Raw genomic sequence first — 24,945 nt, forward strand, 5'->3', positions numbered from 1 at the left:
CCTTTGCCCGCCCCCCGCCCGCTGACCCGCCGCTGCCCGCCCGCGCCTGCCCCGCCGTCCCACGTGATCCACAGCCTGGGGGACGTGATCAACAGGCAGTTTGATCACGTCCCAGCGGATGTGGATCTCAAGTAGGGATGTGGTTCTTGAGCCGAGGCATACCTGATCACTCGACCCGCCCGCGAAGTGTCGTCATTGGAGCGACGTGTCCAGGACCAAGTAACCGCATTTCGTTGAGGGAGGAAATCCTCCACAGTCAGGCGGAGGTGTGGAGGATTTCCTCCCTCACCAAACTTGTGCCTATAACGCCCGTGCGGCCCTGGCTGTGGATCTCAAAGCGGAGACGGCGGCAGGGCTGGGGAAAGTGCCGCGGGTATTGACATGTACGAAAACCCGGCGTAACACTTCGTGCAAATTGGAGAGCGCTCTCCAAACATCGAAACCGTCCCCAACGGGAGTCTGAGTGAAAAGGAAGCTGTCCCTCGCTGCTGCCGTGCTCACGGTGGCATACATCCTGGTAGCACCGGTGTCAGCGACTGCCGCTGACGTGCTGCTGTCACAAGGAAAGCCCACGACCGCGTCATCGACTCAGGGCACAGGATTGGAGCCGTCCAAGGCCACAGATGGCGACGTGAACTCTAGGTGGTCGAGCCAGTGGAGCGATCCGCAATGGATTCAAGTCGATCTTCAGCAGCCAAACGCGGTCAGTCAAGTGATCCTCAGGTGGGAGGGAGCGTATGGCAGAGCGTTCCAAATCCAGACCAGCCTCAACGGCACCGACTGGACCAACGCGTACACCACCACGACGGGAACCGGTGGCACACAAACGATAGCCATCACCGGCACGGCACGCTATGTCCGGCTCTATGGCACGCAGAGAAACAGTGGTTACGGCTATAGCCTCTGGGAGTTCCAGGTCTACGGAACCACGTCAAGCGAGCCCGGAACGTGTGAAGGCAACGCGGCCCTGAACAAGCCAGCGACGGCCAGCAGCACGGAGAACGCAGCCGCCAACCCGGCCAGTGCCGCGTTCGACGGCGACGCCAGCACCAGGTGGTCCAGTGTCTTCAGCGATCCACAGTGGATCAAGGTCGACCTCGGCACGCCACAGGCCGTCTGCCAGATCGTTCTGCAATGGGAAGGCGCCTACGGCAAGGCTTTCCAGCTGCAGACCAGCAACGACGACGCCACCTGGACCGACATCTACACCACGACGACCGGAACTGGTGGCACGCAAACGATTACGGCAACCGGCACCGGTCGCTATGTCAGGCTTTATGGCACGCAACGGGGAACGGGCTGGGGCTACTCGCTGTGGGAGATGACGGTCCGCACGGGGAACAGCACGCCGCCGGACCCGGGCTGGACGCCGGTCTGGCGCGATGACTTCACCGGTTCAGCCAACACGAGCCCGAGTGCCGCGAACTGGATTCTAAGAACTGGCACGCAGTATCCCGGCGGCCCAGCCAACTGGGGCACGGGTGAAGTCGAGACAATGAGCGCCAGCACCGCCAACGTTTACCTCGATGGCACGGGGAAGCTGAACATCAAAGCGATTCGCGACAGTGCCGGGAACTGGACGTCAGGCAAGGTTGAGACGCAGCGGACAGATTTCCAAGCCGCGCCCGGCGAGCAAGTCAAGTTCACGGCTGTCCTGCAACAGCCCAATCCTGCCAACGGTTTAGGTTACTGGCCCGGTTTCCGCGCGACCGGGGCAGCCTATCGTGGCAACTGGAACAACTGGCCGGGCATCGGCGAGACCGACATCATGACAAACGTCAACGCCCGCGGTCAGCTCAGCCAGACCCTCCACTGTGGAACGGCGCCTGAGGGCGTGTGCGCTGAGTACAACGGCCGGTCGAGCGGATTCGCCAGCTGCACTGGCTGCCAGACCGGCTACCACGAGTACACGCAGGTCATCGACCGCACCAAGACAGACGAAGAGATCAGATTCTATCTCGACGGTGTCCAGACGTGGATCGTCAGGCAGAGCGAAGTTGGCGTCGCTGCCTGGCAAGCCGCCGTGCATCACGGGTTCTACCTGCGCTTCGATCTGGCCATCGGTGGCTCGCTGCCCAACGCGGTCGCGGGACGCACCACGCCCACGGCTGACACGACTAGCGGCGGTGTCCTGAGCATCGACGAAGTCAGCGTGAGCAAGAAGACCGGCACGGCACCGCCAGCGATGACCGACCCGCCGATCCTCAGCGGCCCAAGCGTTGTCAGGGTCACGGGATCGCAGGGCAACTGGCAACTGACCGTCAACGGTTCGCCCTATGAGATCAAAGGCATCACCTACGGACCGCCTCAGCAGTCCCTCGACGCCTACATCCGCGATCTGAAAGCCATGGGCGTCAACACGATTCGCACGTGGGGCGTTGACGACACCAACACACCTATCCTGCTCAACACCGCCGCACGTCATGGCGTCAAAGTGATTGTCGGGCATTGGCTCAATCAGGGCGCCGATTATGTCAACGACACCGCGTACAAGACATCGGTCAAGAATGAGATCGTCGCCCGCGTCAACACGCTCAAGGGATACAACGGCGTTCTCATGTGGGACGTGGGAAATGAAGTTCTGTTGACGATGCAGGATCACGGGCTCCCAGTCGATGTCGTTGAGGCGCGGCGAAACGCTTACGCGGCATTCGTTAACGAGGTGGCGGTCGCCATTCACGCCGCCGACGCGAACCATCCGGTGACGTCAACGGACGCGTGGACCGGTGCCTGGGTCTACTACAAGAATCACTCGCCCGCGCTCGACCTGCTCGCGGTCAATTCCTATGGCGCGATTGGCGGTGTGAAACAAGCCTGGATCGACGGTGGTTACACGAAGCCTTACATTCTCACCGAAGGTGGCCCCGATGGTGAGTGGGAAGTGCCCAATGACATCAATGGGGTACCAACGGAGCCGTCAGATCTCGCGAAGAGAACCGGATACACGGCAAGCTGGAATGCCATCAAGGCACATCCGGGTGTCGCGTTAGGAGCCACGGAGTTTCACTACGGGCTGGAAAACGACTTCGGCGGGGTATGGCTGAACGTCTTCACCGGCGGCTGGCGCCGCCTGGGCTACCACGCCCTGCGGCAGGCCTATACCGGGGCGGCCGCGGCGAATACGCCACCCGAGATCACGAGCATGACGGTCTCGAACCAAACCAATGTGCCCGCGGGCGGACAGTTCACCATCAGCACCGCGGTCACCGATCCGCAAGGCGACGCTATCCGGTACAACCTGATGTTTTCGAATAAGCACGTCAACGGAAACCGGGGCTTCGATCACGTGAAGTTCACCCAGACCGGAAACGGCCAGTTCACGGTCACGGCTCCGGAGCAGATGGGCGTGTGGAAGGTTTACGTCTACGCGTACGACGGTCACGGCAACGTGGGCATCGAGCAGCGGTCGTTCAAAGTGGTGCCGCCGACCGTTCCGGGGACGAATATCGCTCTGGGCAAGCCCGTCACGGCGTCGTCGCATCAGCCGACTGGCCCCACCGGCCCGCAGCTGCCGTCCTATGTCAATGACGGCAACTACAACACCCGCTGGGCAAGTGACTGGAGCGATCCACAATGGATTCAAATCGACCTCGGCAGCGTGCAGACGTTCACTAACGTCCTGCTCGCCTGGGAGGCCGCGCACGCGAGTGGTTACCAGATTCAGGTCTCGAATAACGGCTCGGATTGGTCCACCCTTTATACGACGGCATCAGGCGATGGGGGATTTGATCTCGTCCCGGTTAGCGGGTCGGGCCGGTATGTTCGGATGTATGGCACCACCCGGGCGACCGGATATGGTTACTCTCTCTGGGAATTCGGTATTTATCGGTAAGTGAGACGCGCTCTCCGCTCGGACCTTTACGCGGATCATGAGCGGAGAGCGCTCTCCACTATGTGCTATAAAGGCTGCCATGAGCTCCTCAACCCCTGAGGCTTCACGGTCTCCCACGCTCGAAGACGTGGCGCAAGTCGCCGGCGTCTCGCGGGCGACCGTCTCCCGCGTCATCAACGGCGTGCGCAACGTCGATCCGGAGCTCCATGAAGTCGTGTGGCGTGCGGTCAGCTCGACCGGCTACGTGCCCAACCGCGCGGCCCGTTCCCTGGTCACCCGCAAGACGGGCAACATCGCGCTGGTGCTGTCTGACTCGGAGAGCCACACGGCCAACGATCCGTTCATGGGACGGTTCTTCACCGACCCGTACTTTGGACGGGTCGTCGGCGGCGTGCTCAGTGAACTTCGCCCACGCGGGCTGCACCTGGCTTTGATGCTCGCCGGTGACGATGACCAGCGCGTCAAGGTGGTCGGTGACCTGCGTCAGGGGCACGCCGATGGTGCCGTGGTCATGTCGCTGCACCCGGGCGATCCCTTGCCCGCCCTCATCGCCGAGACGTCCATCCCGGCTGTCCAATTCGGACGCCCCGCTGCTCCCATTCCCATCAGTTACGTGGACGTCGCCAACGACAAGGGTGCGGCAATGGCCGCTGAACTGCTCGTCGAGCGCGGGTGCCAGCAGATCGGCGTGATCGCTGGACCGTTCGAAGTGCCGGCCAGCGCTGACCGTCTCGCGGGGTTCCGGCAGGCAATGGCCCGTCACGGGGTCGCCTATGTGCCCACTGCCGTCGGTGGGTTCACGCACGAGAGCGGCGACAAGGCGATGCGTGAACTCCTCGATCAGTACCCGGATCTGGATGGGGTCTTCGCCTTTAACGACCTCATGGCTCAAGGAGCGGTGGTCGCCCTGCACGACATGGGCAGGCGGATCCCCGAAGACGTTGCGGTGATTGGGTTTGACGACAGCAGCCCAGCACTCGCGGCCCGGCCCGCCTTGACGACGATCCGTCACCCGCTCGAAGACATGGCCGCCGAAGCGATTCGCCTCCTCGTGGCGCGAATCGACGATCCGGCGGCCAAACTGACCTCGGTGATCTTCGAACCTAGGCTGATCAAGCGCGACTCAGCCTGATCAGTCAGGGATCGTCAGCTCCATCCCGATGTTGATGAGGTTCGGGTTCGGAATGTTGTTCGCCTGCGCGATTTTGGTGTACTTGCGGCCATCGCCGTAGTACTCCACCGCGAGATCCCACAGCGTGTCCCCTGAGCGGACCGTGTGCGTGCGCGCGGTCGGCACCGGCGTCGGCTCAGGCGCGGCTGGCGGCGGAGTGGGCGTAGGCTCGGACTGCACGACAGGCGGGTTGGCCTGGGCTTTCTCGGCTTTGGTCTCTTCCTTGTCCTTCTTCTTGCCCCACTTAAAGGGGTTCAGGAAGCCGGCAGCCTCAGGCTGGTTCTTCTGTTCGGTCATGGTTCCCCCAAACCTTGACGATGATCCTCAGCCTAAACCGCTGAGCAATTATTCTAGTGCTAGAATAGAAAGGTGACTCCAGCGGAACTGATCCTGTTAGGCCTGGTCGCCGAGCGCCCACAGCATGGCTACGAGCTCGAAGAGGTCATCGTGGCGCGGGGCATGCGCGAGTGGACCGAGATCGGATTCAGCTCGATCTACTACGTGCTCGGCAAGCTCCGTGAGCGCGGGCTCGTCATCGAGACCTCGGCGCCTTCGGCGAGAGGCAAACCCCGCAAGGTGTACTCGCCGACGCCGGCCGGATTAGCGGAGTTGGCAAAAGCGGCGGAGGCCGCGATCGCCGAACCGCATCCGGTCTATCCCGCCCTGCTCGCCGGTTTGGCGAACTCACCAGCCATCCCGCCCGAGCGTCTCGCTGCCGCACTGGAGACGCGCCGTTCCTTGATTGGGAAGCGCATCGTGACGGTCCGTGCGGCGATTCCGCCTGGGGCGCCTGACTTTGTGCAAGCCATCTTCGATTACAGCCTGGGCCAGCTTGAAGCCGAGCGGGCCTGGTTAACGCACTACCTGGGAGGCAAGACCGTGACAGCATATGACGTCAAGAAGGAACTCAAGGCGTTCTATGCGCCTAAGAACACGTCGTGGGAACTCGTTGAGGTGCCACCGCTTCGCTATATCGGCGTTGATGGTGCGGGCGATCCGAACACGGCACAGTCCTATAAGGACGCTGTCGAAGCGTTGTATCCCGTGGCTTACACGCTGAAGTTCGCTGACAGGGAGCGTCCGTTCACGGTTGCGCCGCTGGAAGGGTTGTGGTGGGCTGACGATCCGTCCACGTTCGTGTCCCGCGATAAGACGGCGTGGAAGTGGACGATGCTCATCAGCTTGCCGCCATGGATCACCGATGCCGACGTTGAGTCGGCTTGCTCTGTCGCGCTGGCGAAGAAGAAACTTCCGGCGATCTCCCTAGTTCGTGTAGTGACTTTGGAGGAAGGGCTCAGTGCCCAGCTGTTGCACACAGGCTCCTATGACGACGAAGGCCCGAAGCTGGCGGATTTGCACGACACGTTCTTTGCCGCTGAAGGCTTGACGTTCAACGGCCGCCATCACGAGATCTACCTCAGCGACCCCAGGCGGACCGAGCCCGCGAAGCTCAAAACGATCCTGCGGCAGCCCGTCAAGAAGGTGTAACCGCTGTTTGCCGCCTGTGCACCGCTCGCCGCTGCGCGAACGGTGCACAGGCTTTTTCGTCGCCGGTGCCGTCCGGCAGTGGAATGGAGAGCGCTCTCCATGTTGGTCCAAAGTGTTACGCGCATGCGACGGTTCGTCAATATGACCGTCCTCTTTGCACAGAAAACTCCCCGTTGACGAGTCGCCCCGCGAAGGCGCACTATCCATTTCGGATAGCGCTCTCCCATCGCGTCACCCGCTCGCTTCCAGCCTGTCCCGCTTCTGCTGGAGCTTGGCCTTGTCGCACTCAGGTCCTTGGGACACGGCCGGGCGGCGGCAGCGGTCGCGTTCGCGCCTTGGGGCTGCAACCGCTGCCGCGCCTCGGCGGCCACGGGTCGCACCTCGGGCCGCGACGGTACCGGGCCGTGTGCGGCAACAGAGCCGCTGCCGCGCCTGATCGTGATCCACATCCACGGGCGTGATCGGCATCCCTGGAGACGTGATCGACAGGCGGTTTGATCACGTCCCCTGGGATGTGGATCTGCAAGAAGGATGTGGATCAAGACGAAGTGTGAGCGGAAGGCGCGAAAGGGGAGGGAAGGAATGTGTTGGCGGGTAAGGAGTTTGGGCGTGCTGCTCACGGTCCTCGTCGCGGTCGTGACGGTCGTCGCCTGCGGCGGCGGGCAAGGCGAGCCGGGCGGTGGGCCGGGCGGTGGGCAAGGCGAGCCGGGCAGTGGGCTGGGCGGTGGGCCGGGCAGTGGGCCGGGGCAGGGCGGCAGCGGCGAGGGGGAGGGGGAGGGGTTTAACGGGACCGATATCGCGTGGATTCAGCTGATGATCGCGATGAACGAGCAGGTGCTGCCGCTACTCGACCTCACCACGGGCGAGCTCAGGACGCCAGCTATGACGGTCCGTGCGGGGCACGTGGAAGAGCTCACAAGGCTGAAAGCACTGCGAAAGCAAGCAGGGCTAAGCGAAGTCAACCTGCACGCGGGACACGTCATGCCGGGACTGGTCACCGAGGATGACCTCAGAGCGAGCGCCACCGACAAAACGAGACTGGTCAGCGAAGTCATCGAGCACTTGGAGCAGCGGATCCTTCTCGCCAAGGGGGTGAGCTCATCTGGTACCAGCAAAGGGGTTAAATCTCTTGCCCAAGCGATTGAGCAAGGGAGCATCGATGCGTTAGCATCTTGGAGAGCGCTCTCCATGGAATGGGTTCCATCCGTCCACCCATCCAAGGAGATCTGATGAAACTCCTGCCGGCCGCAATGACGGCCGTCATCGTCGCGTCTCTGGCGACGATCGCACCAGCGCCAACGGCGGCCCTCGCGGCCGATGTGCTGCTGTCGCAAGGGCGTCCAGCCACCACGTCAAGCAGTCAGGGGCAAGGGCTGGAGCCCTATCTCGCCTTTGACGGCAACAGCAACAGCCGATGGTCAAGTCAGTGGAGCGATCCACAGTGGATCCGGGTCGATCTGGGGGCGGCCGCTCAGGTCAACCAGATCGTGCTGCAGTGGGAGAGCGCTTATGCCAAAGCGTTCCAGCTCCAGACGAGCAACGACGGCACCAACTGGACCACCGTTTACAGCACTGCCAACGGCAACGGTGGCACGCAGACAGTCAACGTGAACTCCAGCGGACGATACGTGCGAATGTATGGCACGCAACGCAACAGCGCCTATGGCTATTCGCTGTGGGAGTTCAAGGTCTACGGTGTCGCGGGCACGCCTCCCATGGGCGGGCCGGGTTATGTGCTGGCGAATCCGCCGGTGACCGGGGTTGTGCCGTCGACCTACAACCCGCCGCACCGCTATTTCCACGAGTTCCAGGCCAACTGCAACGTGACGCGCGATCTGCCGGACGACCCGATTGTCTACCCGGGTCTGGCGGGTGCGTCGCACATGCACACGTTCATGGGTAACACGACCACTAACGCGGGCAGCACCACGGCGAGTCTCCAAAGTGGAGGGACGAGCTGCATCGTGCCAGGGGACAAGTCGGGTTACTGGATGCCGACGATGTACAACGGCAGTCAAGTCGTTTCGCCCATCGGACCGCAGGTGATCTATTACAAGACGGGCGTGAACGACTACACGAGTGTGCGGCCGTGGCCGACCGGGTTGCGGTTCGTCGTGGGGTCGCCGACGGCGAGCGCGAGCGAATTCCTCGACGCGAGTGTTGAGGGCTGGGAGTGCGGGGAGAGCTTCTTCAACGCGGACTTCCCGGCGAACTGTCCCGCGGGCAGCCAGCTCAACGTGCGCTATCAGTCCCCGAGCTGCTGGGACGGGCTGTACCTCGACACTCCCGACCACAAGAGTCACATGGCGTACCCCATCAATGACATCTGCCCGGCGACCCACCCGGTGGCGGTGCCGATGATCGAGTTCAAGATGGCGTTCCCCGTGTCGGGCAACATGTCCCAGGTGAGGCTGTCCAGCGGGCGGGGCTACTCGTTCCACTACGACTTCTTCAACGTCTGGGAGCCAGCCGTACTCGCGCGGATGGTGGGCCACTGCATCGTCGGCGGTTTGCAGTGCGACGCGCGGGGGTATGACCAGTCTCACCCTGAGCGCGGAGCAGCGCTTAACGAGCAATACCAGCTGCCATAGCGGCGTGTCAGTAGTTGACGGTTCAACAACAAGCTGTATAGTGGCAGTTGTTGAACCGTCAACCATTTGGAGTTTGAGCCATGACCACCACCGCAACGCAGCCGTCACTAGCAGAGCTCACCGGCGAGTACGCGCTGGACCCATCTCACTCGCGCCTCGGCTTCGTCGCCCGGCACGCGATGGTGACCAAGGTCCGCGGCGCCTTCAATGACTACGAGGGACACGGCGTCCTCGACGGCTCGGACGTAGCGAAGTCGCGCGTCGAGGTCACGATTCAGGCCGCCAGCATCGACACCCGTAACGAGCAGCGCGACGGCCACCTGCGCAGCAACGACTTCCTCGCGATGGAAGAGTTCCCGACGATCACCTTCACGTCGACCAAGGCCGAGCAGGCTTCGGACAACGTGTTCGAGCTGACCGGTGACCTGACCATCCGTGGCGTCACCCGGTCGATCACCGTTCCGTTCGAGTTCCAGGGTTCGGCTACCGACCCGTTCGGCAACCAGCGCATCGGCTTTGAAGGCTCGGCTGAGATCAGCCGCAAGGACTTTGGCATCACCTGGAACGCGGCCCTCGAGACCGGTGGCGTTCTGGTCAGCGACAAGATCGTGCTGGAGTTCGAAATTTCCGCCATTAAGAAGGCCTAAGACCTCCCCTCGCTGTCATCGCCCGCCGAAGTATTCGGCGGGCGATGGCGTTCTTGTGGGCAAGGCTGCAAGGATCTCCCGGTGCCACTGACTCGCCGTGCGCTCCTGGCTTTGCCCGCTGTCCTATCGGGATGCGGGGGCAGTCCGCCCTCGGCGACGTGGAATGACGCTCATGGCTCGCCGTCCGCCGAGCCGTCATTAGGCGCGAGTGAGATTCCCAGCGCCAGCCCGAGTGCGAGCCGTGCGCCGTCCGCGGTGAAGCTTGCCATGGACAAGGGCTTAGGGATCAAACCTCATCCCTGGTACGCCGGAGCCGTCGTCCTCGCGATGGTCAACGGCAAGGTGACGGTCCATGAGACGGCCGGTGACGCGTTGCGGTTCAAGGCCGGCCCGGTCGAACTCCCCGCAGGGCAACGGATCGCGATGCGCCCCGACACGATCTTCGATCAGGCCTCGGTGACGAAGGTCTACACCGCCGTCCTTGTGTTGCAGCTCGTCGACGAAGGCAAAGTGGCGCTCGACGCAACGGTCAAGTCCTATCTGGACGAATTCCCGCACGGCACCGTCACGGTGCAGATGCTGCTCGCGCACACGAGCGGGCTTCCCGTGGGCGCACCGTCTCGCACCTGGTCAGCGGTCATGACCTGTCCGCTGGTCAGCGGTGCCACTCCGGGCACGGTCTTCCGGTACTCCAGTGTGGGTCTCATGGTCCTGGGCAAGCTGGTGGAAAAGCTGACGGGACAGACCCTCGATCAGGCCGTCAAGAGCCGGATCACGGGACCGCTTGGCTTGAAGGACACGGGCTTTCATCCGCTCAAGTGGGCGCCGAAGGAACGCATCGCGGCCACGGACGCGAGATCTGGCCGCGGTCTGCTGCACGGTGTCGTGCACGACGACGTGTGTAACTCGCTCGGTGGCGTAGCCGGGCACGCCGGCCTGTTCAGCAGCGCGATGGATCTAGCTGTGTTCGGGCAGGCGCTCCTGAACGGTGGCCAGTACCAAGGCACGCGGCTGCTGTCGGCGTCCATAGTGGACAAGATGGTGACCAACGTGAACCCGGGTCTGCCGTCGATTGACGCGGAGCGGCCGTACCGCACGTCTGAGCACGGGCTCGGTGTCGTGCTCAATCAGCCGTGGCTCATGGGCAAGCTCAGTGCGCCGGACACGTTTGGGCACACGGGTTTCGCGGGCACGAGTCTCGTGGTCTCCCGCAAGCGCAAGACCGTGCTAGTCGTGCTCACGAACCGGGCGCACCCGAACTGGAGCTGGGCCAACCCCGACCCGATCCGGCTCGAAGTCGCCAACCTCATGCCTTGAGTTAGCCTCATGCCTTGACAGGCATATAACTAGCAGGGCATATTAGCTGGGTGGATGCATTTACGGTGCTCGCTGAGCCATCAAGGCGGCAGATCTTGCACCATCTGCGCCGTCGCGAACGCAGCGTCAGCGATCTCGTGAACGCGCTGTCGATGACGCAGCCCGCGGTCTCCAAGCACCTCAAGGTGTTGCGCGAGGCCGGTTTCGTGTCCGTGCGGATGGCGGCGCAGCAGCGGATCTACCGGATCGAGCCGGAGCCGTTTCAGGCCATCGAAAAATGGTTAGCACCCTATCGGCGGCTCTGGACGGAAAGCCTTGACGCGCTTGAGCGCCACCTCGACGAGATGAAGTGATCATCATGACTGTCAGTGCACGGGCGACGGGTGAAGACTGGACGCTCACGTTCATGCGCGATCTCAAGCACCCGCCCGAAAAAGTCTGGGAGGCGCTGACCGATCCCGCTCAGGTGAGCAAGTGGGCTCCGTTCATCACGACCGGCGATCTTTCGGTGCCGGGCGAAGCGACGCTCGTGATGGTCGATGGCGACACACAGGAGCCGTCAAAAGCCATCGTTCGCGTCGCCGACAAGCCGTCGTTGCTGATCTACGCGTGGGGTGACGACCTGCTTCGATGGGAATTAACACCCATCCCAGGTGGTACCAGGCTGAGCCTGCACCACACAATGGGCGACCGGGACTGGCTGTCCAAGACGGCCGCTGGCTGGCACCTGTGCGTTGACGTGATGGAACAAATCCTGGCGGGCGAGAGCCCGGAACCGGTCCGGGGACAGGATGCCATGAAGCACGGCTGGCAAGAGCTAAATGACCGATACGCCGAACAGCTCCAAGACATAGGGTGATCCGCATCCGCTCGCTCCAGTTATCAACTCTCCAGCACAGAGGTTGTGGCGATGCATGCTGTTGCGGCGGAACGGATCGTGGTGCCCTTCAAGGGTGAAGGCGCTGGCGTCGATGAGCTTTCGTGGGGCCAGACCGAAAACTGGTCGGCCATCGTGGCACAGAAGACCTGGATCCCTTTAGGTGGCGTAAAACCGCTGCCTCCCACCACGACGATCGAAGAGATCGCTGACGAGCTGGCCTACCTGATGGGCCGCTATCAGCCGATGCGAACGAAACTGCGTTTCGCGCCAGACGGGCACCCGAGGCAAGAAGTGTTCGAGTCAGGCGAGATCGTGCTGTCCATTGTGGACGCTGGCTCCAGCGATCCGTTGACGGTGGCGGAGGCGATCTGCGACGGGTGGCGCGACGACACGCTTGATTTCGCTAGCGAGTGGCCGGTGCGGATGGCCTTGGTGCGCAAGGACGGCGTGCTCACGCACATGTCCGTGCTGATGAGCCACTTCGTGACCGACGCCGCCGGGGCACTGGTCATGATGTCGGAAGTGGCGCAGCGGGTCAGTGCACCGGTCGCCGGAATGCAGCCACTAGAGCAGGCACGCTGGCAGCAGTCGCCAGCCGGACAGCGGCAAAACGAATCGTCGCTGCGGCACTGGGACAACATCCTGCGAACCGTTTCCCCGCACCGGTTTCCGCCGGTCTCGTCGCCAGCGGAGCCCCGTTACTGGCACGGGGAGTTCAGCTCACCGAAGTTGCTCAAAGCGGTGCTGGATATCGCGGACCGTCGCGGGACGGAAACGTCCACGGTGCTGTTCGCCTTGTACGCCGTCGCGCTCAACCAGATCACCGGCATCAGCCCGGTCGTGATCCGTCCCATGGTGAGCAACCGGTTCCGGCCCGGGATGTCCAACGTCGTGTGCACACTCGCTCAGGCGGGCTTGTGCTCATTCGACATCGGCGGACTGTCGTTCCCGGACGCTCTCACAGTGGTGCAACGGTCTGTCATGGCGGCCTACAAGCACGCCTACTTCAACCATCACGACATGGTGGCGTTTCGTGAGCGGATCGCCCTCGAACGCGGACAGGAGATCAACATCGCGTGCTATTTCAACGACCGCCGGTCCTCGTCTAGAGGTTCATCCTTCGTTAGTGACGCCCCAGCGACGTTCCGCTGGGTCGCCTCGCAGGACGCTCCCTCGTTTGAGCCGCTGTTCCTGCATATCGATGACGTTCCCGGCACGGCGCAGATCACGCTCTACCTGGACAGCCATTACTTCTCCCCGGCTGACGGCGAACGCCTCGTACGCCTGATGGAAGAAGGTGGCGCTGAGCACTCGGGTTGAGACCGGGAGTGCCCGGTATGTCATCCTCGAAGACGTGACTTATCCCGCCTTGACGCTCGGCCGGCACGTGGTCGACCCGCCTGTGGTGCTCGCACCGATGGCGGGCATCACGAATGTCGCGTTTCGGCAGCTTTGCCGGGAGCAAGGGGCGGGAATCTACGTCTGCGAGATGATCACGACGGTTGCCCTTCACCATCGCAACCCCAAAACCGACAAGATGATCGAATTTGGGCCGGATGAGCATCCCCGCAGCATGCAGCTGTACGGGGTGGACCCCGATATCACGGCCAAAGCGGTCCGCCGGGTGGTCGACGAGAATCTCGCTGACCACATCGACCTGAACTTCGGGTGCAGCGTCCGCAAGATCACCAGCAAGGGTGGCGGGTCGGCGATTCCCTGGAAGCGAAAGCTCTTCGGTTCGATCGTGAAAGCGGCCGTGGACAACGCGGCCCCGGCGGGAATCCCGGTCACGATCAAGATGCGCAAGGGCATCGACGACGACCACCTGACCTATGTGGAGGCCGGGCTCATCGCCCAGGACGCTGGCGTGGCCTGGGTCGCCCTGCACGCCCGCACGGCCGCTCAGCGTTATTCCGGCGAGGCCGACTGGGAGTCGATCGCGGTTTTGAAGGACGCGCTCGACGTTCCGGTGCTCGGTAACGGTGACATCTGGGAAGCCGAAGACGCGCTGCGCATGGTGAATCAGACCGGATGCGACGGCGTTGTCGTCGGCCGTGGCTGTCTGGGCCGGCCGTGGCTGTTCGCCGACCTGGCCGCTGCTTTCGCCGGCCGGCCGGAACGGGCCATGCCCAGCCTCGGCGAGGTCGCCCACGTGATGCGCCGCCACGCCGAACTGCTCGTGCAGTGGTGGGGCGCCGGTCTTGAGCGCGAAGCCGTTAGCGACTTCCGCAAACACGTCGCCTGGTATCTCAAGGGATTCCCCGTCGGCTCCGAACTACGCCGCTCGATGGCGATGTCATCGTCGCTGATGGAGCTCGACGATCTGCTCGGCAAACTCGACTTCAGCGCGCCCTTCCCGGCAGACATCCTTGGTCAGCCTCGCGGGCGTACCAACGCCCCGGCGAAGGTCGTGCTGCCGCACGGCTGGCTGTCCGATCGCGACGATCTGACCGTTCCGCAAGACGCCGAGCACGACGACTCGGGCGGCTAGGTATCATCACCGCGCACTCATGACGAGGGGGAGCGCTGAGTGAATACTGCCGATGACATCATTTCGACCCTGCCTGTGCTCGGGATTGACCTGATCCCGCTAGGGGAGGGCGATCCCACCGAAGCTGGCGACATCGTCCTGCTCGGCCGCATCGGCGAAGGCGGGATGGGCCAGGTCTACTTAGGCACCACCGTCTCGGGGCGGCCCGTGGCGGTGAAAGTCGTCAAGGCGCCCTTCGCTGACGATCCAGCGTTCCGGGCCCGCTTCGCGAGGGAAGCCGCGATCGCTATGCGGGTCAACGGGATTTTCACCGCACCGGTGCTCAGTCACGACTCCAATGCCGAACGTCCTTGGCTGGCAACAGCTTTCGTGCCCGGGCCCAGCCTCGCTGTCGCCGTCGCGCGGCACGGAACGTTTTCGGCGGATGGGGTGTGGCGGCTAGCGGCCGGCCTTGCCGAAGCGCTGAAGGCGATTCATGCCGCGGGGATCACCCACCGCGACCTCAAACCGGGCAACGTTCTGCTCGCCTCGGACGGTCCACGCGTCATCGACTTCGGCATCTCGCGCGCCGAGGATGAGCTCGACCTCACCCAGACCGGCATGCGGATGGGCACACCGTCCTACATGGCGCCAGAACAATTGCGGGGCGAACGGCCCACTCCGGCGGCCGACGTGTTCTCCCTCGGTGCGGTCATCGCGTTCGCGGCGACGGGCAAGGCACCGTTTCCCGCAGCGAGCCTCGCTGAGCTGGTGAGCCGGGTAATTCAGGGCGAGCCGGATCTCAGCGGCATCACCGATCCCGGCCTGCGGACGCTCGCGGAGTCGTGTTTGGACAAAGATCCGTTGCTGCGCCCAGCGCCACAAGACATCATCACCGCGTACACCCGGCGTTCGGCCAAGCCAGGCGACGCGTGGATTCCGGCTAGCCTCGCCAAGGAGCTGACTCCGGCCAAGCCGGTTATTCCCGAAGCCGCCAGTGTTGTCAAGGAACCCGCGCCAAAGAAGCGCACCAAACGGCGAGTGCTGGCGCTTGCGGCGGCGGCAGCGGTGGTGGTGGTGCTCACGGGAGTTCTCTTCGCGGTGAACGGTCCGCGATCGGGCGCGCCCAGTGCCGCCGGGCAAAGCTCAGCGGCGGTGGCGCCGTCGTCAGCGGGCGCCGTCGTGACGCCCGTGGTGATTAACCCGGGCACGGGCGCGACGGTGGGGACCACGCCAACGCCGGGAAGTCCCCTCGCCTCAGCGCATCCGGGCCCGGCGACCACGAAGCCCACGAACCCGGGCGGACTGCCCAACGGTCCGCTCAACCCGGAGAACATGGTCATCGTCAGCGCGGCGGATGACACCGTGCTGAGCACGACCGGCACGGGCGATGGCGCCGCGATCGTGACCGACGCCTGGAAGGATCAGCCCGGTCAGCGCTGGAAGTTCGAAAAGGCGATCGACGCCGACTGGAGCGACACCAAGATCATCGTGGTGCGCAGCCTGCCCTCCAAACAACTGGGGCTCGACAACTACGGAAACGCCCTGTTGCAGGTGGCTCGCTCCGGCAACTACGCCTGGTACTACGAACCGGCGACCAAGCAGATCCACAACATCAACGGGGTCGGCTGCCTGACCGCCAACGGTGTGGGACGGCAGGCGACTTACGGCTTCTGCGATGGTGCCAATAGCAGTCAGCGGTGGAATGTCGTGTCCTAATGAGACGGCGGCTGCCCGATCGGGTAACCGCGTCTAAGCCGGGTGGACTAGGTTTCCCTCCGTCGCACTAGCGGTGCGATTCGCGCTGCTCGCGCGCTGTTAGAACCGCCAGCGTGCCTTTGAATTACACCGCCCAACCGGGGAAGTCCGCGCTGCGGAAGCGCATTCTCGCTGTGCTCGCGTCCCTCGTGGCGCTGTGGGCGTTCGCCGCCTATGTCACGGTCGGCGAAGGCATCAGCCTCGTGTGGCTCGCCACCTTGGAACAGCAGGTGGCCAAACCCACCGAGACACTGGTCGCCGCGTTGCAACAGGAGCGCCGGGCGGCGGCGGAACGGTCCGGTTTAGACAGTGCCCGCGCGGCCACGGACGCGGCGATCCAGCGGCAGCTAGAGGGCATGCGGGGGCAGGCCGCTCAGTGGGCGACTTCCAGCGCTAGTGACGAACGGCTGGAGATTCTGCTGCGGGCACTGGACGGCCTGCCGGAGATCCGTGCCGCGGAAAACGACGTGACCGATCGCTACACCGCGATCATCCAGTTAGGACTGGACGTCTACGACACGTATACGGCCTGGGACGACGACGAGGTCATCTATCAAACCTCCACCCTGGTGCTGCTAACGCACAGTCAGGAGATGCTGTCGCGAGCCGACGCCTTGCTCTCGCGGGTGATCCTGGGCGGCACCATGAGCGAACAGGACCGCATCCGGTTCAGCGAACTGACCGGGGCACAGCGGTACCTGTCGCGCCAAGTCGTGCAACGGCTGCCCCAGCCGGACAAGAGTGAATACGAGACACTGCTCGGCGGCGCCGCCATGACACAGCTACGAGCGGTCGAAGGCGCTGCCGCGCTTGGTGACTTGCCCACGCGCGAGCAGTGGCGCTCGGCGGTCGAAGCGGTCATCGCCGAGGTGCGCGCCCTCGTGCTCAAGCTCGCTGACCTGACCGTCGAGCGGGTGCGCCCGGCCGCTATCTGGATCTTCGTGCGCCTCATCCTCGCCGCTGGCCTCGGCCTGATCGCTGTCATCGCGAGCATCCGGTTCGCGATCAGGGGATGGCAGTCCCTGCAACGGCAACTGCACGAGCTTCGCGTGGCCGCTCTCGACTTGGCCCAGGTGCGGCTGCCAGCCGTGGTCGACCAGTTGCGTCGCGGTGAGCAGGTGAGCGTGGCACAGGCCGCGCCACCGCTCGCCTACGGCGATGACGACATCGGGCAAGTCGGCCAGGCGTTCAACATGGTGCAGCAGACCGCTATCGAGGCCACGGTCGAGCAAGCCGAGCTGCGGCGCGGGGTGCGTGAAGTGTTCCTCAGCCTGGCGCACCGGATCCAGGCGCTCATCCACCGGCAGCTCAAGCTGATCGACTCGATGGAGCGTCTGTCCACGACGGACAAAGAGCTCGCTGACCTCTACCGCATCGACCACCTAGCGACCCGCATCCGGCGCAACGCGGAGAACCTGATCGTGCTGTCGGGCGCGCCCGCTGGGCGCACGTGGCGTGGGCCTGTGCCGATGGTCGACGTGCTGCGCGGGGCGGTGGCCGAAGTGGAGGACTATCCGCGGGTGCGACTGGAAGCCGTTGCGCCAGCGGCACTTTCCGGGCACGCCGTCGGTGACGTCATCCACCTGCTCGCCGAACTCATGGACAATGCGGCTTCGTTCTCCTCACCGCAATCCCGCGTCATCGTGCGGACTCAGGCGACGCTCGCTGAGTACCAGATAGAGATTGAAGATAGTGGCATTGGCATGACCGACGCGGATCTGGCGCAGGCCAATCAGCAGCTCGCCGACCCGCCGGAATTTCAGCTGTCGGCCACAGCCCGGCTCGGGTTCTTCGTGGTCGGCAAACTTTCCCTGCGCTACGGCATTCGGGTTTCGCTCAAGCCGTCTTCCGGGCGTGGGCTAACGGCCGTGATCCTGATGCCGCAAGCCCTCTTGCGGGACACGGCGCCGCTAGAGCCCACGCCGGAGCTGGTCGTGGCGGCGGCGCCGGCGGCCGTGGCCGTGGCACCGGAAGCCGAATTCACCCCAGCCGGATTGCCTTGGCGGGCAAGGAAAGCCGCTGTCCCCGCGCCACGTGAACCCGGTGTGGAAAACGGACAGTCGCCGGAGGACGTCAGCCGGCGCCTCGCCGCCTTTGCCAGCGCGGTAAAGAAAGCCCCCCTCACGGAAAGAAGAGCAGAACAGTGAATGAGAAAGCCACTGACCTTGCCTGGCTGGTCACCGATCTCGTGCACCGGGTCGCCGAAGCCCACCACGCCGTCCTTCTGTCCACGGATGGACTGCTCATCGCCGCCTCCGATGGCCTGGATCGCGACGATGCCGAACACCTAGCCGCCGCGGCGGCCGGATTGAGCAGCCTCGCCCGCGGGGCTGGGCGTCACTTCGGCCACACGACGGTGCGCCGAACGATGGTGGAGTTCGGCGCCGGCTACCTGTTCGTCACCACAGCCGGGCAGGGCAGCTGTCTCGCCGTCATCAGCGGTGCCGACATTGATGTGGGAGTGGCGGCCTACGAGATGGAAATGCTCGTCGTGCGCGTGGGCCAGTACCTGGCCACGCCGAGCCGCCCGCCTGCCGTAGGTGCCATGGGATGAGTTCCTGGGTTGACAAGGAGGCGGGCCCGATCGTGCGGCCCTATGCGATGACCTCTGGGCGCACGCAGCCTGTGCAGGGCGCATTCGACTTGTTCTCCATGGTCGTCGCGCTAGCGTCACTGTCCATTCAGGACACTCAGCCGGAGTCAGCGGCGATCATGCGCATGTGCCAGAAACCGGTGTCCGTCGCCGAATTGGCGGCACACCTGGACCTGCCGGCTGGCACGGTCAAAGTTCTGCTCGGGGATTTGCTTGCCAGGCAACTGATCGTGACCCGGGCGCCCGATTTCAGCAGCTCGGATCTCGAGGCGGTGATTCATGGGCTCCAGTCCCTCTAAGGTGTTGCCCCGTGCGATGAAGGTTATGGTCGCGGGCCATTTCGGCGTTGGCAAGACCACGATGGTTAGCTCGATTAGTGAAATCAGCTTGTTGCGCACCGAGGAAACGCTGACCGACGCTGGTCTCGGAATCGACGACCTCGCCGGGGTGGAGCAAAAGCGCACCACGACGGTGGCGATGGACTTTGGCCGCATCACCATCAGCGAAGACCTGGTGCTGTACCTGTTTGGCACACCGGGACAGGAGCGGTTCAGCTTCCTGTGGGACGACTTGGTGCTCGGCGCGATCGGAGCGGTAGTCCTGGCCGACACGAGGCGGCTCAAGGAATCCTTTCCGTGCGTTGACTTCTTCGAAGCCCGCACGACGCCGTTCATGGTGGCCGTCAACTGTTTCGCCGACGGGAAAACCTATACACCGCAGGACGTTCAGCTGGCGCTCAACCTGGATCCTGAAGTGCCCGTGATGCTTTGCGACGCACGTGACCGGCTCTCGGTCAAGGCAGTGCTCATTACCTTGCTGCAGCACGTTATCCAGCGTCAGCGGCAATAGGCAGTCCCTGGATGAGCATCCGCACCATGAGGCGATAGGTGACGTCGGCGTCCTCGGGCAGGCCGAATCCGTGGCCGGCCTCGATGCTGACAAAGCCGTGGCAGGAAGCGCGCAGAATCCGGGCGGCATGGATCGCCGCGGGGCCATGCAAGCCGTAGCCCCGCAAGACGGCGAGAAACACGTCGAGCATCCGCGCGGCGACTTCGGCGGCCGGTGTTCCCGGCGCCGGAGCCTGGGCGAGCACGAGGGCCCGCTGCGGGTGGCGGCGTGCGTAGTGACGAAACGCCATCGTCAGCGCGTGAACGGCATCATCGCCAGACCGTCCTACACAGACCGCCGCTAGCTCGTGGGTCATGTCCTCCAGCACCCGCGCGGCGACGAGCTGATTGAGCTCCGACAGATTGCGGACGTGCTTGTAAAGCGCTGGAACGGCGACGCCCGCCCGCTCGGCGACCTTCGTCAGGGTGAGCGAGCCGAGGCCGTCACTGTCCACAAGAGACAGTGACAGCTCGACGAGAGCGGCTGGGGTTAGGCCCGCTCTAGGCATCGGCGTGAGCGGCGAGGAACGGCAGCACCACGCTGGCCACCTGCTCGGGGGTCTGCGTGTGCGGGTAGTGGCCAGCGCCATCGATGACCGCGGCGGTGCCCAGACCGCCCGGCATGGCCGCGACGATGCCGTCAGCTTCGGCTTGTGGGCTGGGGAAGTCAGGATCGAGCGAACCCATCACCACGAGGGCGGGGCAGGCGATCGCGGGCAGTTTCACCTCAGCGTCCGCGGGCGAAGAGAAGATCATTTTAGCGGTCGCGGCCATCCGGCCCGGTTCCCGCAGATTCGCCAGCAGAGAGCTCAGGGCACCTTCAAAATCATTGGGGGTACTCGGGTAAGCGTGCCGAAGATACCGATCCCACAGCTTCGGGCTGCGGAACAGCCCGGTGCCCAGGATCAGCGAGATCCCCTTGACGAACCGCCCGTTGATGTCGCCGAGCTTGAGCTTCGGTGTGCGTGTGCCAGGCGCGACTTGAATGATCGCGGTCACGAGCTCGGGGTGCTCCGCCGCGACGATGGCCGCGGCGCCACCGCCGTAGGAGTGCCCAATGATCACGGCCGGCCCACCGAGGTGACGGATGAGCGCCGCGATGTCGCCAGCCACGTCGGTCCGCGTATACGACGGCCAAACCGCCGTGGACTGACCATGCCCGCGCAGGTCCATCGACGCCACCCGGAATCCGGCGGCGGCCAGCCGCGGCATGAGGAACCGGAAGGCGGCACGGTTGTCGCCGAGGCCGTGTGCGAGCAGCACGAGCGGGCCTTCTCCGGTGACTTCGTGGGCAAGGCGGCCGTGGGGCAGGTCGAGATATTGGCTAACTCCCATAGCCAATAAGTTAATGCCTTTAACCGACTATTGCAAGTACCCCTCAACTTGATCTATTGGCGCGGGTTTCGCCGCGTCCGGATTGGCTCCGGCTTCCCGCAGCGCTCCGCGCCGGCGCAGCAAGTCCCAGCACTGGTCCAGCGTTTCTTCCAGGTGCCGCAACCGGGCCGGGTCGGGACTGTCCGTGGAACGCAACTGGTGCTCTTCGGCGACCAGGGCATCGATCTGATGAAGGATCGTCTTGTCGTCCATGGTTCTAGCCAAGCACAAGCGCTACCAGGCGCGCAGTCCATTGTGGCCATCTCGCGACACGACAAAGCCAATTATCTGATTGCGGCCCAACACCGCCGGTGGTTCGGTGTCTTCACATTTAGAACCACGTCAATTGATCGGACATTTGCGGTGATTGTTCTCCTAAGCGCTGTAGCGCTGCTGCTTCTGATCTCAGTGGTCGTTTTCGTCAAGGTGGCCATATTCGACCGCCGTCCACAGAAGACTGGCCTGCTTTACGCACTGCTGTCCGCCCCGCTGTTCCTGGTCTACTACGCGGACCGGTGGCCGGCGGCCTGGGGTGAGCTGCCGATGCGGCGAGCCGCGGTGGTGCTGGAACGCTTTCAGGGCGCCGATATCAACTTCGTCTCCGACGCCGCGCCCGCGTTCATCATCGGCGGTTTGCTGCTGGTGCACCTGATCGTCTTGCAGCGCGTCGCCGTTCGCAAGAAGCTGGAAAAGCTGCAGAACCCGATCGCGAACTTCTTCTCCAGCGCGATTCTCGCCACGCTCGTCGGTGGCATCATCGTGTCGACCTTCCACTGGGGCTGGGTCGGCTCGATCCTCGTCGGCGTCGCCTACACGCTGATTTACCTTGGCGTGCTTGCGCTTTTGGCGGCCGTGCTGGAAATCGTCGTTGAGCTCGCCAAGCTGATCCTGGTCTGGCTCAAGCGTCAGGCGTTCGCGATCGCCACCATGATTACCCGTGGGTCGAGCTTCGTCTCGTCCCTGGCTGGCCGCCTCGGCTTGACCTCCATGGCAGACCGGCTGCGGGCTGCCCGCACGGGGCAAGAGCAGACGTTCCTTGTCGAGCAGGACCGCCAGGACAAGGAACTGTTCGAAGCGTTCCTGCGTGACCGCGCCTCCCAGCGCCGGATGGCCGGGCGCAGCAAGGAAGAGGTCGACGCGGAAATCGCGGCTCTGTCAACGTCCACTCAGGACGTCAAGGAGGAACTCGACGCGCTCAACGCTGTCGCCGAGCCCGCCCCCAACCAGGCCACGGCATAGCGGAAGGCCCCGCAGCCGGTGCGGGCTGCGGGGCCATCCTCGCGCTGGGCACTAAGCCCGGCGGAAGCGGGCTAGCCCGAGGAGGCCGAGGCCGGCCACGATGAGCAACCCTCCGGTTTGGAGCATCCCGCTCACAGCTGTTCCCGTGGCCGGCAGATCAGGCTGCGGCGTGGGCGTTGGCGGCGGCGATGGTGCCTTGTCCTGGTTGACGAACGTGCACGTGACGTCCTGCCCGAACTCCAGCCGCAGTTGCCCTCCCGGTGTGGCAACCGGTGTCGTGGTTCCCGTCTCTACACACTCGGGCACGCCCACCTGTTCGTAATTGGCCGGCCCACTGTTCTCGGACAAGCTGTATAGCAGATGCGGAATAGCCTGGGCGTTGATCACTGACGGCTCTCCGTCGCGGCCGGAAATGGTGGAGCCACCGGTGTCCTTCGTCGCCGGTTCCGCCACGAGGATCCAGTCGGCCGGAACGGCTGTGCCGCCGTGGGCGTTGGTGACCGACTTCTTCAGGGTCAGCTTCGGCTTGATGGGCTCGTTCTTGGCCGTACACTCCGCCCGGCGTCCAATCTGGACGGTCACGGTGCCGTTGAGGCCGTCGAATTCCGTTGACGTGCTTCCGTCCCGCAACTTCAGCACACAGTGCCAAGTGCCGGTCGCGGGTGGCGTGATCGTGGCGTCGTCGTCGATCTCCTGGGCATAGCCAGGCACCGTCGTCTCGGCGAGGCTGTAGGTCACCCCAGCGGTAACCACGCCGTTGACACCGGTCGGCCCGTTGAGAATCGGCGCGCCTCCGTCAGGCGGGATCGCCTTTAGGGTCCACTCCGTGAGCGCGGCTTGCGGTGGGCCGTAAGGGTTGACGATTTCCTTGAGCAGCTTCAGCCGCGTCTCGCAGGTGACGGTGTTGAGCACCTCGAAGGTGTTGAGCCCGGCTGCCAAGGTGTGCTCGCCCAAGTCGCCGCTTTCGGCGTTGGCGCAGCCGACCGGAAGCTCAGTCATGTCAATGGTTTCCGCGATGGTGACGGAATCGCCTTCGACATAACCGCCGTAGGTCTGCCCCCATTCGGCTGCCGCGTTGCCATCAAGGACGAGGCTGGCCTGAAACTCGGCCGGCTGGCTGCCCTGGTTGTAGTCTGTCCCGTTGATCTTCCACTTCTTCTTGACGACCACTTCGGCCGGCGGAAACGGCGCTCTGTTGTAGACGGTGCACGTGACGATGGCGTTGCGCAGGGCATCGACCGTGAAGCCGAGCGTTCCCACGTTGACAGACGTCACCGGATTTCCGTCGGAGGTGCACGTCGCGTTGCGGCCGCCATCCTGCACGAGGGTGTACCCGGTCTGCTGAGTCTCGGTGATAGTCACCGGCAGCGAGGACGCCCCGTCGAGATCGGCGGTGAAGCTCAGGGCACCGGAACCGGCGGCGGTCTGGCCGCTGGAGGGTGTCACGTCTGGCGTGGCGGTGCCGAACGTCCAGCCACCGGCCGGAGTCGCGTCCGCGATGGTTCCCGCCGGCGGGATGACCTTCTTGACCACGCTGACCGTGCCCGCGCACGTGCGCAGGGCGATCTCGCGGAACACCGCTGCCAGCTCGTCATACCCGGTCTGCACATAGTCTGTTCCCGCGATGGGACCGGAAACCGCCTTGAGGTTGTCCGGCGCACCGCTGATGCCGTCGCCGACGCCGACCGCGACTACCTTGGTGCCCAGGGCTTTCAGCGCGTTAGCGGAAAAGATACCGTTCTCGATCTCCCGGAACCGCGTCACGTTGCCTGGTCCGCCCACGGGAGGCGGCCCGTAGAAGGTCGGGTTGCCATCGGTCAGGAACACAACGGCGTCGAAAGTCGTTGGTGCGGCAGCGATCTGGAACAAGCCGGCGTCCCAGTTCGTCCCGCCACCAGAGCTTAGAGCGTTGATGGCGTTCTTCACCGTCGTCGCTCCAGCGGCGTCGGAAACGGCGGTCGGCCCCAGGTTCGCCGCCGCGTTCGTGGCGAAACTATAAAGAGCGATCATCGAGGGCGTACCCGTAAGCGCGTCCACGAACCCGTTCGCCGCTGTCTTCACGGTCCCCAGGAATGGCGTGATCGAGCCGGAAACGTCCATGAGCAACGCGATGTTGAGCCCACAGTCGCCCGGCAGTGCCGGGTTATCCCGGATGTCGGCCATGATGTTGCCGCGTGCTTGCAGGTTGCCGCTGCCCGTGTCGGCCTGGGGAAACGTGTAAGCGACGTTGTTCGAGACGTTGCCAGTGAAGATGCCGTTGTAGACCGTTGGTGTGGTGGGGACACCGCCGATGGCTAGTGTCGTGGGGATGCTGTAGCCCGCGGGAGCGGTCCGTTCGACGATCCAGTAGCCGAGCGTGCCACCGCCCGTGCCTCCGGTCCGGCCGGGAAGGTCCACACTGCACTGTCCACTCGCGGCTGTCGTGCAGCTGCGCACCGCCCCGGGTGAGCCTGCGGCTGGGGGCGGGCCTGCTTGCGTACCCTCATAAAAATCGAATGTGGCGCCCGCTAGGCCGCTGACGGCCTGCGGCCCTGTTCTGTTGCCGCCCTTGTTGATGGTCAGGGTGGTGTTGGTCTGGGTCGGAGCCGCTTGTGCCGGATCTATGAATGTCAGCGTGCTCGCGGTCACCAGCGCGACCGTAGCTAACCGCCAGATTGATGAAGCCATGTCCGCCAGTTTGCGGCCACTGTGCGTAGTT

The 24,945-nt window shown here is 64.1% G+C and carries 22 protein-coding genes; 17 read left to right on the forward strand and 5 right to left on the reverse strand.

Features of this window, described 5'->3' with window-relative positions; genetic code table 11:
* Positions 1-463: 463 nt before the first annotated feature.
* Complete coding sequence (locus tag A3E1_RS0118630) at positions 464-3,832, forward strand: discoidin domain-containing protein (RefSeq protein WP_026208577.1); 3,369 nt, start codon at positions 464-466, stop codon at positions 3,830-3,832.
* Between the two features lie 79 nt (positions 3,833-3,911).
* On the forward strand, positions 3,912-4,964 hold the full coding sequence (locus A3E1_RS0118635; RefSeq protein ID WP_020522312.1) for a LacI family DNA-binding transcriptional regulator: 1,053 nt from the start codon (positions 3,912-3,914) through the stop codon (positions 4,962-4,964).
* On the opposite strand, the gene A3E1_RS40890 is transcribed toward A3E1_RS0118635, so the two are convergent.
* Entirely contained in the window at positions 4,965-5,300 is a 336-nt protein-coding gene (locus A3E1_RS40890) for a LysM peptidoglycan-binding domain-containing protein (RefSeq protein ID WP_020522313.1), read from the reverse strand.
* Positions 5,301-5,372: 72 nt separating this feature from the next.
* Here A3E1_RS40890 and A3E1_RS46195 point away from each other — a divergent pair, with 72 nt between their 5' ends.
* From A3E1_RS46195 to A3E1_RS0118710, 14 genes are all read left to right on the forward strand, one after another.
* Entirely contained in the window at positions 5,373-6,491 is a 1,119-nt protein-coding gene (locus A3E1_RS46195; RefSeq protein WP_020522314.1) for a GyrI-like domain-containing protein, read from the forward strand.
* 609 nt (positions 6,492-7,100) lie between these two features.
* Complete coding sequence (locus A3E1_RS44890) at positions 7,101-7,721, forward strand: DUF305 domain-containing protein (protein ID WP_020522315.1); 621 nt, start codon at positions 7,101-7,103, stop codon at positions 7,719-7,721.
* Positions 7,721-9,082 (forward strand): DUF1996 domain-containing protein, encoded by a 1,362-nt coding sequence (locus tag A3E1_RS0118655; RefSeq protein WP_020522316.1) that lies wholly within the window; start codon positions 7,721-7,723, stop codon positions 9,080-9,082. Before A3E1_RS44890 ends, A3E1_RS0118655 begins: the two co-directional genes overlap by 1 nt.
* 80 nt (positions 9,083-9,162) lie before the next feature.
* On the forward strand, positions 9,163-9,729 hold the full coding sequence (locus tag A3E1_RS0118660) for a YceI family protein (protein WP_020522317.1): 567 nt from the start codon (positions 9,163-9,165) through the stop codon (positions 9,727-9,729).
* An 81-nt stretch (positions 9,730-9,810) separates the two neighbouring features.
* Positions 9,811-11,046, forward strand: a complete 1,236-nt coding sequence (locus A3E1_RS0118665) for a serine hydrolase domain-containing protein (protein WP_026208579.1) — start codon at positions 9,811-9,813, stop codon at positions 11,044-11,046.
* 50 nt (positions 11,047-11,096) lie between these two features.
* Positions 11,097-11,399: an ArsR/SmtB family transcription factor gene (locus A3E1_RS0118670; RefSeq protein WP_040391184.1), complete on the forward strand. Its 303-nt coding sequence runs from the start codon at positions 11,097-11,099 to the stop codon at positions 11,397-11,399.
* Positions 11,400-11,404: 5 nt separating this feature from the next.
* Positions 11,405-11,905, forward strand: a complete 501-nt coding sequence (locus tag A3E1_RS0118675) for an SRPBCC family protein (RefSeq protein ID WP_026208580.1) — start codon at positions 11,405-11,407, stop codon at positions 11,903-11,905.
* Positions 11,906-11,956: 51 nt separating this feature from the next.
* Positions 11,957-13,246, forward strand: a complete 1,290-nt coding sequence (locus A3E1_RS0118680; protein WP_020522322.1) for a condensation domain-containing protein — start codon at positions 11,957-11,959, stop codon at positions 13,244-13,246.
* Between the two features lie 34 nt (positions 13,247-13,280).
* A complete protein-coding gene (gene dusB / locus A3E1_RS0118685; RefSeq protein WP_026208581.1) occupies positions 13,281-14,417 on the forward strand; it encodes a tRNA dihydrouridine synthase DusB in 1,137 nt (378 codons plus the stop codon).
* A gap of 39 nt (positions 14,418-14,456) precedes the next feature.
* Positions 14,457-16,115, forward strand: a complete 1,659-nt coding sequence (locus A3E1_RS44895; RefSeq protein ID WP_051105068.1) for a serine/threonine protein kinase — start codon at positions 14,457-14,459, stop codon at positions 16,113-16,115.
* Positions 16,116-16,228: 113 nt separating this feature from the next.
* The gene (locus A3E1_RS40905; RefSeq protein ID WP_020522324.1) at positions 16,229-18,301 is read left to right on the forward strand and encodes a sensor histidine kinase; all 2,073 of its coding nucleotides are present in this window, start codon (positions 16,229-16,231) and stop codon (positions 18,299-18,301) included.
* The gene (locus A3E1_RS0118700) at positions 18,298-18,708 is read left to right on the forward strand and encodes a roadblock/LC7 domain-containing protein (protein ID WP_020522325.1); all 411 of its coding nucleotides are present in this window, start codon (positions 18,298-18,300) and stop codon (positions 18,706-18,708) included. Before A3E1_RS40905 ends, A3E1_RS0118700 begins: the two co-directional genes overlap by 4 nt.
* Positions 18,705-19,046: a DUF742 domain-containing protein gene (locus A3E1_RS0118705; RefSeq protein WP_020522326.1), complete on the forward strand. Its 342-nt coding sequence runs from the start codon at positions 18,705-18,707 to the stop codon at positions 19,044-19,046. Before A3E1_RS0118700 ends, A3E1_RS0118705 begins: the two co-directional genes overlap by 4 nt.
* Before the next feature lie 16 nt (positions 19,047-19,062).
* Positions 19,063-19,596 carry a GTP-binding protein gene (locus A3E1_RS0118710; RefSeq protein ID WP_020522327.1) on the forward strand — a complete coding sequence of 178 codons (534 nt, stop codon included), beginning with the start codon at positions 19,063-19,065 and terminating at the stop codon, positions 19,594-19,596.
* Here A3E1_RS0118710 and A3E1_RS0118715 read toward each other — a convergent pair.
* The 3 genes from A3E1_RS0118715 to A3E1_RS0118725 are packed head-to-tail and all read right to left on the reverse strand — an operon-like array spanning position 19,574 to position 21,221.
* Positions 19,574-20,143, reverse strand: coding sequence for a TetR/AcrR family transcriptional regulator (locus tag A3E1_RS0118715; protein ID WP_020522328.1), 570 nt, complete (start codon positions 20,141-20,143; stop codon positions 19,574-19,576). The two genes, A3E1_RS0118710 and A3E1_RS0118715, sit on opposite strands and share 23 nt — an antisense overlap.
* A complete protein-coding gene (locus A3E1_RS0118720) occupies positions 20,136-20,969 on the reverse strand; it encodes an alpha/beta fold hydrolase (protein ID WP_020522329.1) in 834 nt (277 codons plus the stop codon). Before A3E1_RS0118720 ends, A3E1_RS0118715 begins: the two co-directional genes overlap by 8 nt.
* 27 nt (positions 20,970-20,996) lie before the next feature.
* On the reverse strand, positions 20,997-21,221 hold the full coding sequence (locus tag A3E1_RS0118725) for a DUF2630 family protein (protein WP_020522330.1): 225 nt from the start codon (positions 21,219-21,221) through the stop codon (positions 20,997-20,999).
* A gap of 150 nt (positions 21,222-21,371) precedes the next feature.
* Between A3E1_RS0118725 and A3E1_RS0118730 the strand changes: the two genes are divergently transcribed.
* Positions 21,372-22,247 carry a hypothetical protein gene (locus A3E1_RS0118730; protein ID WP_020522331.1) on the forward strand — a complete coding sequence of 292 codons (876 nt, stop codon included), beginning with the start codon at positions 21,372-21,374 and terminating at the stop codon, positions 22,245-22,247.
* Positions 22,248-22,298: 51 nt separating this feature from the next.
* Here the strand turns inward: A3E1_RS0118730 and A3E1_RS0118735 are convergent, their stop codons facing one another.
* Complete coding sequence (locus A3E1_RS0118735) at positions 22,299-24,914, reverse strand: VWA domain-containing protein (RefSeq protein ID WP_020522332.1); 2,616 nt, start codon at positions 24,912-24,914, stop codon at positions 22,299-22,301.
* Positions 24,915-24,945 lie beyond the last annotated feature (31 nt).

This window comes from Catelliglobosispora koreensis DSM 44566 (genome assembly GCF_000379685.1).
Lineage (GTDB): Bacteria > Actinomycetota > Actinomycetes > Mycobacteriales > Micromonosporaceae > Catelliglobosispora > Catelliglobosispora koreensis.

Bases quoted from the DNA above. Each gene is read 5' to 3' on its own strand.
- A3E1_RS0118635 (WP_020522312.1), top strand. From the start codon at position 3,912: ATGAGCTCCTCAACCCCTGAGGCTTCACGGTCTCCCACGCTCGAAGAC.
- A3E1_RS40890 (WP_020522313.1), bottom strand. From the start codon at position 5,300: ATGACCGAACAGAAGAACCAGCCTGAGGCTGCCGGCTTCCTGAACCCC.
- A3E1_RS0118655 (WP_020522316.1), top strand. From the start codon at position 7,721: ATGAAACTCCTGCCGGCCGCAATGACGGCCGTCATCGTCGCGTCTCTG.
- A3E1_RS0118660 (WP_020522317.1), top strand. From the start codon at position 9,163: ATGACCACCACCGCAACGCAGCCGTCACTAGCAGAGCTCACCGGCGAG.
- A3E1_RS0118675 (WP_026208580.1), top strand. From the start codon at position 11,405: ATGACTGTCAGTGCACGGGCGACGGGTGAAGACTGGACGCTCACGTTC.
- A3E1_RS0118680 (WP_020522322.1), top strand. From the start codon at position 11,957: ATGCATGCTGTTGCGGCGGAACGGATCGTGGTGCCCTTCAAGGGTGAA.
- A3E1_RS0118705 (WP_020522326.1), top strand. From the start codon at position 18,705: ATGAGTTCCTGGGTTGACAAGGAGGCGGGCCCGATCGTGCGGCCCTAT.
- A3E1_RS0118710 (WP_020522327.1), top strand. From the start codon at position 19,063: ATGAAGGTTATGGTCGCGGGCCATTTCGGCGTTGGCAAGACCACGATG.
- A3E1_RS0118715 (WP_020522328.1), bottom strand. From the start codon at position 20,143: ATGCCTAGAGCGGGCCTAACCCCAGCCGCTCTCGTCGAGCTGTCACTG.
- A3E1_RS0118720 (WP_020522329.1), bottom strand. From the start codon at position 20,969: ATGGGAGTTAGCCAATATCTCGACCTGCCCCACGGCCGCCTTGCCCAC.
- A3E1_RS0118725 (WP_020522330.1), bottom strand. From the start codon at position 21,221: ATGGACGACAAGACGATCCTTCATCAGATCGATGCCCTGGTCGCCGAA.
- A3E1_RS0118735 (WP_020522332.1), bottom strand. From the start codon at position 24,914: ATGGCTTCATCAATCTGGCGGTTAGCTACGGTCGCGCTGGTGACCGCG.